The sequence below is a fragment of the Hydrogenophaga sp. L99 genome, from assembly GCF_058731905.1.
This window is the reverse complement of sequence record NZ_CM178972.1, coordinates 3,192,380-3,207,910: the sequence shown is the minus strand read 5'-3', so window position 1 is coordinate 3,207,910 and position 15,531 is coordinate 3,192,380. Positions and strand designations below refer to the sequence as shown.

12 protein-coding genes and 1 pseudogene are annotated in these 15,531 nt (G+C 64.5%); 7 read left to right on the top strand and 6 right to left on the bottom strand.

Going from position 1 to position 15,531, the window contains the following annotated elements; all coding sequences use genetic code 11:
* Nucleotides 1–27 precede the first annotated feature (27 nt).
* Complete coding sequence (locus AC4QBL_RS15210) at nucleotides 28–1,332, bottom strand: ABC transporter substrate-binding protein (protein WP_472908441.1); 1,305 nt, start codon at nucleotides 1,330–1,332, stop codon at nucleotides 28–30.
* A 481-nt stretch (nucleotides 1,333–1,813) separates the two neighbouring features.
* On the opposite strand from AC4QBL_RS15210, the gene AC4QBL_RS15205 reads away from it, so the two are divergent.
* Nucleotides 1,814–3,286 carry a metal-dependent hydrolase family protein gene (locus AC4QBL_RS15205; protein WP_472908442.1) on the top strand — a complete coding sequence of 491 codons (1,473 nt, stop codon included), beginning with the start codon at nucleotides 1,814–1,816 and terminating at the stop codon, nucleotides 3,284–3,286.
* 43 nt (nucleotides 3,287–3,329) lie between these two features.
* Here the strand turns inward: AC4QBL_RS15205 and AC4QBL_RS15200 are convergent, their stop codons facing one another.
* Entirely contained in the window at nucleotides 3,330–5,540 is a 2,211-nt protein-coding gene (locus tag AC4QBL_RS15200) for a hybrid sensor histidine kinase/response regulator (protein ID WP_492131668.1), read from the bottom strand.
* Between the two features lie 222 nt (nucleotides 5,541–5,762).
* Between AC4QBL_RS15200 and AC4QBL_RS15195 the strand changes: the two genes are divergently transcribed.
* The 6 genes and pseudogenes from AC4QBL_RS15195 to AC4QBL_RS15170 all read left to right on the top strand — a co-directional run.
* Nucleotides 5,763–6,251, top strand: coding sequence for a transposase (locus AC4QBL_RS15195; RefSeq protein ID WP_472908444.1), 489 nt, complete (start codon nucleotides 5,763–5,765; stop codon nucleotides 6,249–6,251).
* A gap of 76 nt (nucleotides 6,252–6,327) precedes the next feature.
* The gene (locus tag AC4QBL_RS15190) at nucleotides 6,328–7,290 is read left to right on the top strand and encodes an IS5 family transposase (RefSeq protein WP_472900628.1); all 963 of its coding nucleotides are present in this window, start codon (nucleotides 6,328–6,330) and stop codon (nucleotides 7,288–7,290) included.
* A 980-nt stretch (nucleotides 7,291–8,270) separates the two neighbouring features.
* Nucleotides 8,271–9,782, top strand: coding sequence for an IS21 family transposase (gene istA, locus AC4QBL_RS15185; protein WP_472906279.1), 1,512 nt, complete (start codon nucleotides 8,271–8,273; stop codon nucleotides 9,780–9,782).
* The gene (gene istB / locus AC4QBL_RS15180) at nucleotides 9,769–10,533 is read left to right on the top strand and encodes an IS21-like element helper ATPase IstB (RefSeq protein WP_472906280.1); all 765 of its coding nucleotides are present in this window, start codon (nucleotides 9,769–9,771) and stop codon (nucleotides 10,531–10,533) included. The genes istA and istB overlap by 14 nt, the downstream gene beginning before the upstream one ends.
* A complete protein-coding gene (locus AC4QBL_RS15175) occupies nucleotides 10,530–10,748 on the top strand; it encodes a hypothetical protein (protein ID WP_492131602.1) in 219 nt (72 codons plus the stop codon). Before istB ends, AC4QBL_RS15175 begins: the two co-directional genes overlap by 4 nt.
* A gap of 181 nt (nucleotides 10,749–10,929) precedes the next feature.
* Nucleotides 10,930–11,331, top strand: a pseudogene (locus AC4QBL_RS15170) (IS66 family transposase); the annotation flags it as partial.
* Between the two features lie 56 nt (nucleotides 11,332–11,387).
* Here the strand turns inward: AC4QBL_RS15170 and AC4QBL_RS15165 are convergent.
* From AC4QBL_RS15165 to AC4QBL_RS15150, 4 genes are read right to left on the bottom strand one after another with little or no spacing between them, the layout of a single operon-like run.
* On the bottom strand, nucleotides 11,388–11,780 hold the full coding sequence (locus AC4QBL_RS15165) for a RidA family protein (protein ID WP_472908109.1): 393 nt from the start codon (nucleotides 11,778–11,780) through the stop codon (nucleotides 11,388–11,390).
* A 6-nt stretch (nucleotides 11,781–11,786) separates the two neighbouring features.
* On the bottom strand, nucleotides 11,787–13,451 hold the full coding sequence (locus AC4QBL_RS15160; RefSeq protein WP_472901596.1) for an AMP-binding protein: 1,665 nt from the start codon (nucleotides 13,449–13,451) through the stop codon (nucleotides 11,787–11,789).
* A 13-nt stretch (nucleotides 13,452–13,464) separates the two neighbouring features.
* On the bottom strand, nucleotides 13,465–14,670 hold the full coding sequence (locus AC4QBL_RS15155; protein WP_472901597.1) for an acyl-CoA dehydrogenase family protein: 1,206 nt from the start codon (nucleotides 14,668–14,670) through the stop codon (nucleotides 13,465–13,467).
* Nucleotide 14,671: 1 nt separating this feature from the next.
* Nucleotides 14,672–15,526, bottom strand: a complete 855-nt coding sequence (locus tag AC4QBL_RS15150) for an enoyl-CoA hydratase family protein (protein ID WP_472901598.1) — start codon at nucleotides 15,524–15,526, stop codon at nucleotides 14,672–14,674.
* Nucleotides 15,527–15,531: the final 5 nt, after the last annotated feature.

The following is a 15,531-nucleotide window of genomic DNA, read 5'->3' as shown; positions in this document are numbered from 1 at the left end:
TCGGCAAGGTCGTTGAAACGACTCAGGTCAGCACTTGGCGCCCTTGAAGCCGCTCTTGATCCAGTCTTCGGTCTTCATGTCGGCGGGCGGATTCACGCACTCGGCGGGGAATCGCATGATGTCCACCAGATCGACCCGCTTCTTCTCGGGGTTGTACTTGGTGGTCCCGATGGCGGTGTCCTGGATGGCCTGCTGGCCCTTGCCATTGGTCATGCGGATCATGCCGGCGGGGGACTCCCAGGAGGAGCCGCGCAGGGCTGCCGCGAGCTGCTCGGGGTTGGGCTTCTTGCCACCGTTGGCGGCCATGGCCTTTTCAACCGCCAGCTTCAGGCCCAGCAGGCCTTGAGCCATGCGGTAAGGAGCCTGCACGGGGATGACCTTCTCGCGGTCCTCGTACAGCTTGAACCACCAGCGGTTGAGCGGGGTGTCGGGCGACATCAGGCCATAAGCACCGCGAGCACCCAGGATCACGCCATCGGGCATCTTGTCGCCCAGGCCCGGCAGCACATGGTCACCCGCCGACAGGACCAGCTGCGAGCGGCGCATGACACCGCGCGGACCCGCTTGCAGAATGAACGACTGCAGGTCGCCACCCCAGAGACTGGAGTGCGTGACGCTGGCAGGCGAAGACAGCAGCGAGGAGATTTCCGTGCCGTACTGGCCCGCACCGAACTTGGGACGCAGGTCCTGGCCCGTCTTGGCCTGCGGGAACAGTTGCTCCGCCGTCAGCTGGAAATCCTTGAGCGAATCGTGACCCCAGGCGTAGTCCTGGTTGATGTAGTTGATGGTCTCGACTTTGGCGTTTTTGGCTTTCAAGTAGCGACCGAGCGAGACGTTGTCCATCGCGGCGTGCGCGGCTGTGCGGAAGACATAGCTGTAGTCACGCTCTTCGAAAATACGGGGGGTTCCGCAGTCGTACAGGATCAGGAAACGTTTCATTTCCTCGGCCACAGGTGCCACCGCCAGGCAGTCGCCCGAGCCGACATAACCCACCACGGCATCCACTTTCTCGCGGTCGTACAGGTTGCGCAGTTCCTGCACCTGTTTGGTGGCACCACCGGCCTCGTCCACGTAGACGGCCTCGATGCGCATTCCACCAAAGCCCTTGTTGTTGTAGGGCGCCGGGGCCTGGCCATTGTTGAAGGCCTCAACCAGCAGCTTGGCTCCGTTCACAGCCGGGATGCCGAAGCTGTCCGCCGCCTGGCCCGAGAGGAAACTGACAATACCGACCTTGAAAGTTTCCTGCGCTTGCGCCTGAGCGGACAAGCCAGCCCCGAGCAACATGGCCGCAGCGACCGCCGACAGCTTCACCAACAGTTTGTTCCGTCTCATCACTTGTCTCCTGATTGTTTCGACTACCAGCACGGCCCTGCGGTGCAACGACAACAGGGATCAATGACCAGATTTGCGCGCCCAGTCTTGCTGCCGCGCGCCACCATGTGGACTCAGATCACCGTCTGATTGCCTTGTGGTGGGGTCATCATATCGACCGCCCAAGTCCTGCCTTGTCCCTGCAGCGACATTGGGGTGACATCGGTCATGTGACCCCATGGAAACCCTAGGAGCCTGCGCCGTTGGTGCCGTTGACGAACGTCCAGGATCCGTGTGAACCGCTCCGCCAGAACCCTGAGAGCCACTTCCCGGCGGTTGCGCGAGGGCGTGGGATGTCGCAGCTAACACGACAAAAACGCTGGTGCATTGACTTCAAGAAGCAAACTTCGGCGCTATCGTCGCGCTGGAGCGCAACAAGGCTGAAGACCCGGAAGGGCTTCTTTGTCATTGGCGCTATGTTCTACACAGGAGACTTGCACACATGACGTCCTCCAGGCAGGCGCCTCCATCCTTTCCTTGGGGCTTCGGCCCCATCCGCGCCAAGGCGTGTGCATGCGACAGCGCCATGTGCCAGCGCCTGCACCAACGTGTGACCGACGATCTGTCGCGACGCAATTTTCTGGGTGGCGTGGCTGCCATGCTGGCGCCGTTCGCTTTGCCCACAAATGCAGTGGCGGCAACGGCCCAGGCGGATGATCAACGCCCCCTGCTCCTGACGAATTTGCGCCTCTTTGACGGCTCCGGCAAGGCCGTCAGGGACGGCGTGCAGGTGTTGGTGCAGGGCCAACGCATCAAGGAGCTGCTGCCCGCGTCGGCCACGGTGGAAGGCGCGCGCGTGCTGGACTGTCAGGGCAAGTTGGTGATGCCCGGTCTGATCGATGTTCACTGGCACACGATGCTGGCCGCGATTCCCCAGGTAGCCGCCATGACGTCGGATCTGGGCTACCTCTACCTGGCAGCGGGCCAGGAGGCGCAGCGCACGCTGATGCGCGGTTTCACGTCGGTGCGCGATGCTGGTGGGCCGGCGTTTGCGCTCAAGCGCGCCGTCGATGAAGGTCTGGTGGCCGGGCCGCGCATCTTCCCGAGCGGGGCCATGATTTCGCAGACCTCGGGCCATGGTGATTTCCGCCTGCGCAGCGAACTTCCACGCCCTGACAACGCTCCGCTGAGCTTGGTGGAAAGCACCGGTGTGGCGATGATTGCCGACGGCGAAACCCAGGTGCTGCGCCGCGTGCGCGAGCAGTTGATGCTGGGCGCCACGCAGATCAAGATGATGGCCGGTGGCGGTGTGGCCTCCCTGTACGACCCACTGGACAGCACGCAGTTTTCCGAACGCGAACTGCGGGCCGGCGTGGAAGCGGCCAGCGACTGGAACACCTATGTGATGACGCACGTCTACACGCCCAAAGGCATTCAGCGCTCCATTCGCTCGGGGGTAAAGTGCATCGAGCACGGGCAACTCGCCGACGAGGCCAGCGTGCGCATGATGCGCGACGAAGGTGTGTGGTGGAGCCTGCAGCCGTTCTTGCAGGACGAGGACAGCAACGTCTACCCCGACCCTGCCCGCCGGGCCAGCCAGAAGCAGGTGTCCGAAGGCACAGTCAACGCCTACGCCATGGCGCAGAAACACGGCGTCAAGACGGGCTGGGGCACCGACGTTTTGTTCAGCCCCAAAAACACCGCTTCCCAGGGCCGCCAACTGGCCAAACTGACCCGCTTTTATGACCCGCTGACGCTGCTGGGCCAGGCCACGGGCACCAATGGCGAGCTGCTGGCCCTGTCGGGCATGCGAAACCCCTACCCAGGCGCGCTGGGGCGCATCTCGTCAGGCGCCTGGGCCGATCTGCTGGTGGCCGATGGGAATCCCGCTGCCAACCTCGATTTTCTGGCGGACCCGGAGAAGAACCTGCGCGTGATCATGAAGGACGGCAAGATCCACAAGAACACGCTCTGACAGGAGCGCGGTTCTTCAGTTGAAGCGCCTGCCTCTCATAGCCCTACGCCCGATCCAGGGAAGGCTTCTCATGCTGGGCAGCCAGAAGCTTTTGCACGACGCTTGCAAGCCCTTCAAAAGCGTCCTGTTTGGGAATCAGCCTGGCCACCCCCACCTGCGCTGCTTCGTCTCTCAGTTGCTCGGAGATGTCCCCGGAAATGATCACGACGGGCAGATCAGGTCTCAGTTGCACCACCGATCGGGCAATGTGCAAGCCCGACATGTCGGGCATGTTGAAGTCGGACAGCACCAGGTCGAAACAATGCGGGTCCTTCTTGAGCGTTTCAATCGCGGCCTGGGGGTCTTGCACCGCCGTCACGCGGTAGCCGGCTCGGTGCAGCAGGCGGCTGACCATCTGGATCATCAAGTCTTCATCGTCGATGTAGAGAATGTGCTCGCCCCGACCGCGCGGCACGCCCGCTGCGATCACAGGCGTTGGTGCGCAGGTTCCGGCGTCCTCGGTCTGAAGCGGAAGGTAGACGCACATCGTGGTGCCGCGACCCGCTGCGCTCTCCACGGTGATGGCCCCTGCGTGCGCGATGACGATGCCGTGCACGACAGACAATCCGAGTCCCGTGCCCTCACCCACCTTGCGGGTGGTGAAGAAGGGCTCGAAGATGCGCGCGCGGGTGGCGGCGTCCATTCCAGCCCCGTCATCAGCCACCGAGAGCCGTGCGTAGGGCCCTGGCGTCAGCCCGTCGGTGGGGTTCAGTCCGTCCAGCGTGACAACATGTTCATCGACGCTGATCACGACCCGCGCCTCGCCTGCCTTGGAGGCATGCCAGGCGTTGGTGCACAGGTTCATCAATACCTGCTCGATCTGAGTCGCATCGACGCGCACGTGCGTCGGCTCGGTCGGCATCCTGGACTCCAGCACGACGCTGGCGGGCAAGGTTGAGCGCAACAGCTGCAAAGTCTCAAGAACAATGGGCTGCAGGGACTGATGGACGAGCTTGGGCGGTTGTCGGCGGCTGAATGCCAATATCTGGCTCACGAGGTCACGTGCGCGCAGTGCGGCTTTGCTTATCTGGTCGATGCTCTCGCGGGCGAGATGATCCGGCTCCAGATCCTCGCGTGCCAGCGATACGTTGCCCAGAATCGCTCCGACGATGTTGTTGAAGTCGTGCGCAATGCCCCCCGCCAGCGTGCCGAGCGACTCCATCTTTTGCGACTGCCGCAGCTGTTCAAGCAACACCCGGCGAACGGCATCGGCGTTGACTCGGTCGGTGATGTCGATCCGCACGCCGATGAGTCGATACGGCGCTCCCTCGTCGTCGTACAAGAACTGCCCGATGAAGTCCATCCACACCTCGACGCCGTCATCCCCACGCACCTGCTGGTTGCTGACAAACGGGCTTCGTGTCGTACGCGCTTCGGCCAGTGCGCTGTCCAGCCGGGTGCGGTCTTCTGCGGAGAGTTTCGCCAGAAAGTCGGCGTGTGCAATGGCTCGAACGCCGCCCTCTTGATGTGAGGTGACCACATTGGTCGCGAGATCCCATTCGAGGAGCTCCACCTTGGCCGCTTTTGCCGCCAGGGTCCAGCGGTCATTGCTGTCGCGAAGGGACCGCTCGACCTTGGCAACCCGGCCGAAGATCGCGTGGACCAACAGCGATCCGCCCCCGGCGAGCAGCAAGGACAGTCCGACCGTGAAAAAACCAACGATGCGCTGGGTGGAACGGGAAGCCTCACCCAATGAGTCCGAGAACCTCTGGGCAACAACGGTCAAACGGGCGTTGGACTGGAGCAAGCGTTCCCGCAGATCGGCAAACTCGCTCTTGTCCGATCCTGCACGCACTGCGTCTCTCAACTGTTCGGCGATCAGCATGAGCCGATCCAGTTCGACATCACCCTCCTCCCAGATGGCAATGGTGCGGGCCATGAATCCAACATGGCGAAAGCGCAGGAAGAGGTCGATCAACGGCTCGATATCGTCGGGCTGGTTGCCCCCTTGCAAGAATCCACGCCGGGCGGCTGCACGATCCGGAACCGCCGCGTCCAGGGCTTCTCTGGCGATGCGGTCGCCCAAGGGGATCGACAGGGCTCTTTCGAATCGTGCGAAGTCCGCCGTGTCGTGGGTCTCAGCGTAGAGAAGGAGGCTGAAGCTGGCGTCTTTCTGACCCTTGGACCAGAGACTTTCCCCGCCCACATAGGCCCTCACGGCGGAAAGCACCTGCATGCTGACAATGTTCAGCAGTGCCAGCGTGATCACGACCATCAAGAGCGCCGCCGTGACTGGCCAACGGGCGCGTCGGGTCTGTTGAAGGGTCTGCACTGTCGAGCGGATCTGGCCGATTGCTGTGGTGGTGGATGGGGGAGGTAAGAAGTCGCCCCTGCAATACCCCTGCAGCCCGCATGAATGCTGGTGTTTCGGGGTGATCACGGATACCCAGAACTCCCGGTTTGAATTCCAATAGGCATCAGTTTCTGGGAGATTTTGATGTTCGCTGATGCCGCTACCGACGACTTCTTTCGCGCCCGCCTGGACCACATGATCGACCTGCGCCACTCGCTGGCGGTGTTGGCCTCTCGCATGCCGTGGCAGCAGATCGAGGCTTCTGTGGCGCATCTGTTCTCCCGCCGCGCACACACCGGTGAGGCGTTGCCCGATCTGGACCTGTTCGGTGAGGCGCCAGCGCCCGTGGGCCGCAAGTCCAACGCCGGGCGCCCGCGCGTTCCCCTGCGCACCATGATTGCGCTGCTCTACCTCAAACATGCGTTCAACCTCAGCGACGAGGCCGTGGTCGAGCGCTGGAGCGATTCGCCCAACTTCCAGTTCTTCTCGGGTCAGGCCTACTTTGAACCCCGCCTGCCATGCGACGCCACCACCCTGGTCAAGTTCCGCCGCCTGCTCGGCGAAGAAGGCGTGGAGGAGCTGCTCGCGCAGACGGTGAACCTGGCCGTCTCGCTCAAGCTGATTCCGTGTTAGGGCAACGCTGATTAAGTACTGCTCGAGCGTGGTGTTTACCTGTACCGTTGCAGTACAGACGAACAGGCAGATGAAGATGAAACAGCAAACCCTTGCCATGGCCGCCGATCAAGCTGAAGGTTTTGAGCCTTACCGCAGGCCGACCAGGCGCGATACCTTCCTGGCCACGATGCAGCAGATCGTGCCCTGGCAGGCGTTGTGCGCGGTGATCGAGCCTCACTACCCCAAGGCCGGCAACGGGCGTCCACCGATCGGGCTCGAGCGTATGCTGCGCATGTACTTCGTGCAGCACTGGTTCAACCTGGCCGATGAGGCCTGCGAGGATGCGCTACTCGACAGCACCGCGCTGCGGCGCTTTGTCGGCATAGACCTCGGGCGCGAGCGCGTGCCCGATGCGACCACGCTGCTGAAGTTTCGCCGCTTGCTGGAGACGCACCAACTGGGCGAGGCCTTGTTTGCCAAAGTGGGAGAGGTGCTGCAGGCGCAGGGCATGAAGGTCGGTACCGGCACCATCGTGGACGCCACCATCATCGGCGCACCGAGCTCGACCAAAAACGCAGACAAGCAACGTGACCCCGAGATGCACCAGACCAAGAAGGGTCAGCAGTGGTATTTCGGGATGAAGATGCACATCGGCGTGGACAGTCGCAGCGGGCTGGCGCACAGCGCCGTGGTGACAGCGGCCAACATGCACGACAAACACCCGCTGCCCGATTTGCTGCACGGCAACGAGCAGCGCGTGTACGGCGACAGCGCCTACGCTAGCCAGAAGACGCTGATCGCTTCCAGGGCGCCCAAGGCCAAAGACTTCACCAACCAGCGCGTGCGCAAGGGCGGTGAAGTCGATGAAGCCGAACGCTCGAAGAACCGCAACAAGTCCAGAATCCGGGCGCGGGTCGAACACGTCTTTGCAGTGGTCAAGCGGCTGTGGGGCTTTGCCAAGGTGCGCTACCGGGGGCTGGCCAAGAACGCCACGCGCTCGTTCGTGGCGCTGGGATTGGCCAACATCTACCTGGCGCGTCAGCGCCTCATGGGATGAGTGCGTCTGCAGCGCACGCCAAACGCGTGCACAAGGTCGAAATGGCCCTGAAACGGTACGAAATCCACTTGATTTGACCTTGCTTCTCGCATGGCGCAATCAGGAGGCAACGGGTCGCTGGATCGACCGCTTGTTCAGCGTTGCCTTAGCGGCGCTCTAAACCCGCGTAAATCTGGTGTCGGCAAGCAGTCGGTGGCGGTCATCCGCGGCAGTCAGCTGACTGCTTTGAATTTCCTTTGAATCGAAGGGTGCCCGTTGCACAGGGCACAGACGTGTCCTGAGCGTGCCTGCTTTGGCCATGGCGAGCGGGCTTGAGCCAGCGCAGGGGTATGGCGCAGCGCTGGTGTTTTGCGTTACATATCGCCTACCTGTGTAAGAAGCAGGCGCGACAGTGACAGTCACTTTCCGGTAAACCCACTGTCGCGCCCCGAGACCCACCGCTTTGGAGGGCGCCGTTGCCGCTGTCAGTATTCACGAAGCGGGCGTGGCTGTCCAGCAGCGTGGGCCCACGCATGGGAATGGACCGCCCATGCCCACTGCCCAACACGCACCACCACAGCCGCCGTCACCACCGCCCAGACGTTTTCTGTGCGCCCTGTGTCGCAGCCCTGTGCTCATCTGCAGCCACTGCGACCGCGGCCAGCGCTACTGCAGCGCAGTCTGCTCACTCCAGGCCAGAAGTTGCGCCCAGCGCGCCGCTGCCAAACGCTACCAGGACAGCCGCAAGGGCCGCCACGCTCACGCCACACGCCAGGGGCAATGGCGCGCGCGCCAACAAATAGTGACGCATCAGGGTGGCCCACCACCGCCCTGCGCTGATGTACTCCCATCCAGCGACGCAACCGCTCTGAATCCAGACGCAAGCCAGCGCTGCAAGTGCCAGTTTTGCGGCCGTTCGGTCTCGGCTTTTGTGCGTCAGGACTTTCTGCGATGCCGCTTTCGCCATCCATCCCAACCTTCCGTATGGAGTACCGACTCACATGGCCATTTCACCTGAACTCAAGGCGCAGATCCTGCGCTACCACCACGCCGAGCGCTGGCCGGTGGGAACCATCTCGTCCCAGCTGGGCGTGCACCGCGAGACCGTCATGCGCGTGCTCACCCAGGCCGGCGCGGCCCCAATCGTGCCCGCACAACGCACTTCGGGCGTGACCCCCTACCTGCCCTTTATCCAGGAGACCTTGAAGCAGTTCCCCAACCTCACGGCCAGCCGGCTGCACACCATGGCCGCCGAGCGCGGTTACGAGGGGCGCCCCGACCACTTTCGCCACATCGTCGCCCGCCACCGTCCGCGCCCCCCAGCACAGGCCTACTTGCGCCTGCGCACCTTGCCCGGTGAACAGGGGCAATGCGACTGGGGCCACTTCGGCCACATCCAGATCGGGCAAGCCCGCCGACCCTTGATGGCCTTCGTGATGGTCCTTTCCTGGTCCAGACGCATCTTCCTGCGCTTCTTCCTGGGCGCGCACATGGAGAGCTTCCTGCGCGGGCACGTCCAGGCCTTTGAATCCTGGCACAGCGTTCCCAGGGTCGTCTTGTACGACAACCTCAAGAGCGCGGTGCTCGAACGCAAGGGGCAGGCCATCCGCTTCAATCCCACGCTGCTGGCACTCTCGGCGCACTACCGTTTCGAGGCCAGGCCCGTGGCCCCGGCCCGGGGCAATGAGAAGGGGCGCGTGGAGCGGGCCATCCGCTATATCCGCACCGCCTTCTTTGAGGGACGCAGCTTCACCGATATCGACGATCTCAATGCCCAGGCCGATGCCTGGGTGGCTGGTCCTGCCAGCGCTCGGCGCTGCCCCGAGGACTCCCAGCTGTCGGTGCAGCAGGCCTTTGACCAAGAGCGCTCGCACCTGATGGACATCCCGGCCACACCGTTTTGTTGCGATGAGATCCGCGGCGTTACAGCGGCCAAGACACCCTACGTTCGGTTCGATCTGAACGACTATTCCATCCCCCACACCCACGTTCAGCGCAGCCTCACCGTGCACGCCAGCTTGCGTGAGGTGCGTATTCTGGACGGCCAGCAGGCGCTGGCCTCGCACCCGCGTTGCTGGGACAAGGCTCAGCAGATCGAGATCGAGGCCCATGTGCAGGACCTGGTGCAGCACAAGCGAGGCGCGCGAGCGCACCGCGACACGGACCGCCTGGTACACGCGCTTCCTCAGGTGCAGGATTTGCTGACAGAGGCGGCCAAGCGGGGTGAGCCGTTGGGGCGGATCGCCCGTGAGTTGCAGGAGCTCCTGGACGTGCATGGACGCACGCAGATGATGGCCGCCGTCACGGACGCCATGAGCCGCGGTGTGCCGCACCCCCATGCGGTTCGTCTGGCGCTTGAGCGCCAGCGTCAGAGCAAGAGCCAGCAGCAAACCCCGCCCCCGCTGGGCGTGGCCCTGTCTGCGCAGGTGCGCGCGCGCGACATCGCCGTGCGCCCCCACAGCCTGGACGGCTATGACCGCCTCACGCAGGAGGGTGACGATGCCAACAACTGATTCGGCCACACTCAAACTCCGAGCCCAGGCGCTGCAACTACACGGGGTGCTGTCCCACTGGGATACCTGCTGCACAGAGCCCTGGGTGGGCACGTTGCTGGAATGGGAGGAGCACGAGAGAAGTCGCCGCTCCATGGAGCGCCGGCTGCACAGTGCGCGCATCGGGCGCTTCAAACCCCTGGTGGATTACGACTGGAGCTGGCCCGAGCAGATTGACCAGGCCAGCGTGAGCGAGCTGATGACGCTGCAGTTTCTGCACAGTGCCAGCAATGCCATCCTGGTGGGCCCTTCTGGCGTGGGCAAGACAACCATTGCCCAGAACATTGCACATCAGGCGGTGCTGCAAGGGCACACCGTCATGTTCACCACCGCCGGCAAGCTGCTGGGCGAGTTGGCCAGCCTGGACAGCGATTCGGCACTGCGTACAAGACTGCGCCACTACGCCAGACCCGCGCTGCTGGTCATTGATGAGGTCGGGTATCTGTCGTATTCCAGCCGGTATGCCGATCTGCTGTTCGAGTTGATCAGCCGGCGCCACGAGCACAAGAGCACGCTGATCACCACGAACAAGTCCTTTGCCGAGTGGGGCGAAGTGTTCCCCAACGCGGCCTGCGTGGTCGCCCTCGTGGACCGCCTAGTTCACCACGCCGAAATTGTTGGCATCAAGGGCAACTCGTACCGGCACAAGGAGGCGCAAGAACATGCCCGGGCGCGCACGGTAAAGCGCAAGCCTTCAAAGGAGACCGTATGAAACCGTGGCATCCGCCTTCAGGACTGCGCCAAGGGCTGCCATTCGCGGTGGACGACACCTGGACACCGGAACAAGCCGTGGCGGTGATGGAGTTGCTCGATGATCTGCGCGATCGCGTCTGGACCCATTACGGAGGGGTCATCCAGGATCTGCTGCGTGCGCAGCGCGTGACCACTGATTCACTGGAAGACTTTGACACGGACTTGCCGTTCTGAGCGCCAACGAGTCTCCCGCGCCAACAACAAGGGCCCCTGACGGGGCCCTTGTTGTTGGCACGCTCAGCACCGAAAACCGCACCCAGAATCGGCCACCAAAAATGAACGCCGGATTACGTCACCAAATTCCGCCACCACTTACCGCCGCCAAATTTACGCGGGTTTAGACCGCCGCTAACACCAGCAGCACAGCCGCCCGGTGCTCGACGCCTTGCACCAGTGGATGGTGCTGCAGCGCCAGCAGGTGGCGGGCAACTCGGCCACGGCCAAGGCGCTGGACTACAGCCTGCGGCGATGGAGCGCGCTCACACGCTTTGTCGATGATGCGCAATTGCCCGCAGACAACAACTGGATCGAGAACCAGATGCGACCGATTGCCCTGGGGCGCTCGAACTGGCTGTTTGCCGGGAGCCTGCGCGCGGGCCAGCGCGCAGCGGCCGTGATGAGCCTGATCCAGTCCGCCCGCATGAACGGGCACGACCCGTTCGCCTACCTCAAGGATGTCCTGACCCGCCTGCCCACGCACAAGGCCAGCCGGATTGGGGAGCTGCTACCGCATCGCTGGCAGAGCGCCGACAACTGAGCGTCAACCACGACCGCCAATGGCGGTCAACATGGGGTTTGCCACCCGCTTACAATTCAATCGGGCAGTACGGCGGTCACTTCAATCTCGACCTTGGCCCGCTCTTCCACCAGTGCGCTTACTTCCACGCAGGTCATGGCAGGAAAGTGCTTGCCCATCACATCGCGGTACACCGCGCCCAACTCGCGCAGCCGGGCGTTGTATTCCACCCGGTCCACGATGTACCAGGTCATGCGCACCATGTGTTCGGGGCCGGCGCCAGCGCAGGCCAGCACGGCGTGTATGTTGGCCAGCGCCTGCCGGGTCTGGGCGATGAAGTCGTCGCTCTCAAACTGTTGTGCGCTGTTCCAGCCAATCTGGCCGCCCACAAAAATCAGCGTGCCGCGAGCGGCCACGCCGTTGGCGTAACCCTTGGGGGTGGCCCAGCCGGGCGGTTGCAGGTGTTTCATGGTTGTTCAGGTGGGCTTGATGGATTCGGTGGCCAGTTTGCGCAGCGCAAAGCGCTGCAGCTTGCCGGTCTCGGTGCGGGGAAGTTGGTGCACAAACACCACGTCGCGGGGATATTTGTAGGGCGCCAGCGTGTGCTTCACATGGTCTTGCAGCACCTTGGTTTGCGCGGCGTCGTCTGCCTCGCCGGCCTTGAGCACCACGTAAGCCGCAACGATCATGCCGCGCTCGTCGTCGGGTCGGCCCACCACGCCACACTCGGCCACGGCCGGGTGTTGCAGCAGCGCTGCCTCTACCTCGGGCCCCGCCACGTTATAGCCGGCGGTGATGATCATGTCGTCGGTGCGGGCCTGGTAGAAGAAGTAGCCGTCGGCGTCCTGGCTGAAGGCGTCGCCCGGAAAGTTCCAGCCGTCCTGCACGTAGTTGGCCTGGCGCGGGTCGTCCAGGTAACGGCAGCCAGTGGGGCCTTTCACCGCCAGGCGGCCCACGCTGCCGGGTGGCAGCGTCTCACCCGCTTCGTTGACGATCTTGGCCTGGTAACCCGGCACCACGGTGCCCACCGCACCCCGGCGCACCGCCTCGGGTGGCGAGGATATGAAGATGTGAAACATTTCGGTGGCGCCTATGCCGTCCAGCATCTCCAGCCCGGTGGCGCTCTTCCAGAGCTGGCGGGTGGCGTCGGGCAGGCCTTCGCCAGCGCTCACGCTGATACGCAGCCGCCCGATGCCATGGGCTTGGGCAAACGGCGCCATCTGCCGGTAAAACGTGGGGGCGGTGTAGCAAATGGTGGCGCCCACGCGGCCAATCAGCTGCACCATGGCTTCGGGTGTGTAGGGGATGCTGGGGAAATACACCGATGCGCCGGCCCACATGGGGAACACCAGCAGGCCGCCCAGGCCAAAGGTGAAAGCCAGCGGCGGCGAGCCCATGACGATGTCGTCGGGTGTTGCGCGCAGCACGTGGCGCGGCCAGGTTTCGCAGGCGGCGAGCACATCGCGGTGGGTGTGTACCGCCACTTTTGGGCTGCCGGTGGTGCCAGAGGTGAAAGCCAGCAGGGCGATGTCGTCGGCTCCGGTGGGGCAGGGCGCTACGGTGTCGCTGGCGTGCTGCGCCATGGCTTCGAGCGACCGCTCGGGCTGCGCAGCAGGGCCGCTGGTGTTGAACACCAGCAAGGGCAGGCTCGCCGTGTGCGGACTCAGCGCCAGCGCGGCCGTGAGCTCGTCTTGCAGCTTCACGTCGCACAGCGCAGCAGACGGTTGGGCTTTGTCGATGATGGCTTTGAGTTCGGTGGCGCGCAGCAGCGGCATGGTGGCCACCGCCACCAGACCCGACTGCACCACGGCCAGCCAGGCCAGCGCCATGGCCACCGAATTGCCGCCGCGCAGCAGCACGCGGTTGCCGGGCTGGAGACCCATCTGCGCCAGCACGTTGGCGATGCGGTTGACCTCGGCACGGGCCTGCGCGTAGCTGAGCGTGCGCTCATCGCTGCGCAGGAACGGCCGGTCGGCATGGCCGAGGGCTTGCGCGCGGTCAAACAGCGCCTGCACCAGGTTGAGCTGTTCGGGCAGCGTCTGCAACTCGGGCAGGTCGTAGCGCAGCTCGGGCCACTGTTCTTGAGGAGGAAGCAGGTCGTGTACGAAGCGATCGGATTGGGCGGAGCGGTGTGGGGCCATGGCGGTCTCCGTGTCAGGTCTTCAAGGCGTGTTTGCCGAGGATGAGCAGCTGCACTTCGCTCGCGCCCTCGTAAATGCGCAGCGAGCGGATGTCGCGGTACAGGTGCTCGATCACGCTGCCCACCTGCACGCCGCGGCCGCCAAACAGTTGCAGGGCCATGTCGATGACCTTCTGCGCGTTTTCGGTGGCGGTGAGCTTGGCGCTGGCCGCCGCGGCGGTGTAGGCGGGCGTGCCCGCGCCACTGATGCTGCTGCAGTCGCGTTGCCAGGCCGCGCGGTAGGTGAGCATGGCCGCGGCGTCGATCAGCGCGCTCATCTCGCCCAGCCGCGCCTGGGTGAGCTGGAAGTCGGCCAGGGTCTGGCCAAACATCTTGCGGCTCTTGGCGTGCGCCACCGCTTCCGCAAACGCGCGGCGGGCCATGCCCAGTGCGGCGGCGGCCACCGATGCGCGGAATATGTCCAGTGTCTGCATGGCGAGCTTGAAGCCGCCGTTGACCGTACCGACCAGCGCGTCCTGGCCGATGGCGCAACCGTTGAAGGTGAGTGTGGCCAGCGGGTGCGGAGCCATCACCTGGATGTGCGCGCTAGCGTCCAGGCCTGTTGCGCTGGCGTCCACGATGAAAGCGCTGATGCCGCGTGCGCCAGCGTCGGGATCGGTCTTTGCGAACACCAGGTAAAAGTCCGCCATGCCGCCGTTGCTGATCCAGGTCTTCTGGCCGTTGAGTTGCCAGCCGTTGGCGGTGGGCGTGGCGCGCAGGGCCATGGCGGCCACGTCAGAGCCCGCGTCCGGCTCGCTCAAGGCAAAGGCTGCGATCTTCTCGCCGTTGGCCACGGCACGCAGGTAGGCCGATTGCTGCGCTCGCGTGCCCGCGAGCGTGATGGCACCGCTGCCCAGCCCTTGCATGGCGAAAGCGAAGTCGGCCAGCGGTGAATGGAAGGCCAGGGTTTCGCGCAGGATCACCAGTGCGCGCGAGTCCAGCGCGGGCAGCGCCCCGCCGTGCGCTTCGGGCACGCAGTAGCGCAGCCAGCCGGCGGCGCCCAGGCGCTGCACCCAGTCCTTGCAGGCGGCGCGGTCGTCGGTTTCGTCCACGCGCTGCTCACGCGCCCAAGCCACCAGGCCGTTGGCCAGAGCGCGGTGCGCGTCGTCAAAGAAGGGCAGTTCGAGGTGTGCGGTGGGCGCCAGTGCGCCGTGCGGGTGGGGGTGTTCGAAGGCGACCATGTCAGTCTCCCTGGAACTGCGGGCGCTGCTTCGCTGCGAAGGCCTCGTAGGCGCGTCGGAAGTCCTGCGTCTGCATGCAGATGGCCTGGGCCTGCGCCTCGGCTTCGATGGCCTGGTCCAGCGTCATGGCCCATTCCTGGTGCAGCATGGTCTTGGTCATGCCGTGGGCGAACGTAGGCCCTTGGGCCAGTTGCGCGGCCAGCTTGTGCGCCGCAGGCAGCAGGGCGCCGCTCTCGTGCAGCGCGTTGAAGAAGCCCCAGGCGTGGCCTTCTGGAGCGGTCATGGCGCGGCCGGTGAACAGCAGTTCGCTCGCGCGGCCCTGGCCGATCATGCGCGGCAGCAGGGCGCAGGCGCCCATGTCGGCGCCGGCCAGGCCCACGCGGGTAAACAGAAAAGCCACCGTGGCCGCCGGCGTGCCCAGGCGCAGATCGCTGGCCAGCGCCATCATGGCGCCGGCACCGGCACACACACCGTCCAGCGCGGCCACGATGGGCTGCGGGCAGGCGCGCATGGCGCTCACCAGCGCGCCCGTCATGCGGGTGAAGGCCAGCAGCTCGGGCATGGTCATTTGGGTGAGCGGGCCAATGATCTCGTGCACATCACCGCCGGAGCAAAAGTTGTCCCCCGCGCCGGTGAGCACCACGGCCTTGATGTCGGTGGCCTTTTGCAGGTTCAGGAACCAGTCGCGCAGCTCGGCGTAAGAGTCGAAGGTGAGCGGGTTTTTGCGCTCGGGTCGGTTCAGCGTGACGGTGGCCACGCCGTCGGCAACGCTCAGGCCGAAGTGCTTGGGCTGGGTGTCGGCCATGGCGCTGTATTGGCCGCGCATGGGGTTGTGGTCGGGGATGGGGTGTTTCATGGGCG